Source organism: Streptomyces calidiresistens (assembly GCF_014141525.1).
GTDB classification, from domain to species: Bacteria; Actinomycetota; Actinomycetes; order Streptomycetales; family Streptomycetaceae; genus Streptomyces; species Streptomyces calidiresistens.
Map to the genome: position 1 here is coordinate 1 of NZ_VKHS01001623.1, position 387 is coordinate 387.

The 387-nt window shown below is 56.8% G+C and carries 1 protein-coding gene; it reads left to right on the forward strand.

Translation table 11 applies throughout. The annotated features are described in order from the left end of the window. Positions 1–387, forward strand: a 387-nt coding sequence (locus FOE67_RS28555; RefSeq protein WP_267133384.1) for a tRNA-dihydrouridine synthase, incomplete at both ends; no start/stop codon positions are given.

A 387-nucleotide genomic window follows, 5' to 3' on the forward strand; every position in this document is an offset into this window, starting at 1 on the left:
ACCCTATGTCATGCAATGGGTGCTGGGATGGCTGTATCCGAAATGCTCTCCTCCAATCCGGAGGTGTGGCGGACGGATAAGTCGCGTCTGCGTATGGTCCATAGCGATGAACCAGGGATCCGTTCCGTGCAGATTGCCGGATGCGATCCGGATGATATGGCCGCAGCGGCGCGTATTAACGTGGCCGGCGGTGCACAGATCATCGACATCAATATGGGTTGCCCGGCCAAGAAAGTGAACCGGAAACTTGCAGGGTCTGCTTTGCTGCAGTACCCGGATCTGGTTAAACAGATCCTCCACGCGGTGGTTAACGCCGTGGATGTGCCGGTAACGCTTAAGATCCGCACTGGCTGGGCGCCAGAACACCGTAACTGTGTAGAGATTGCC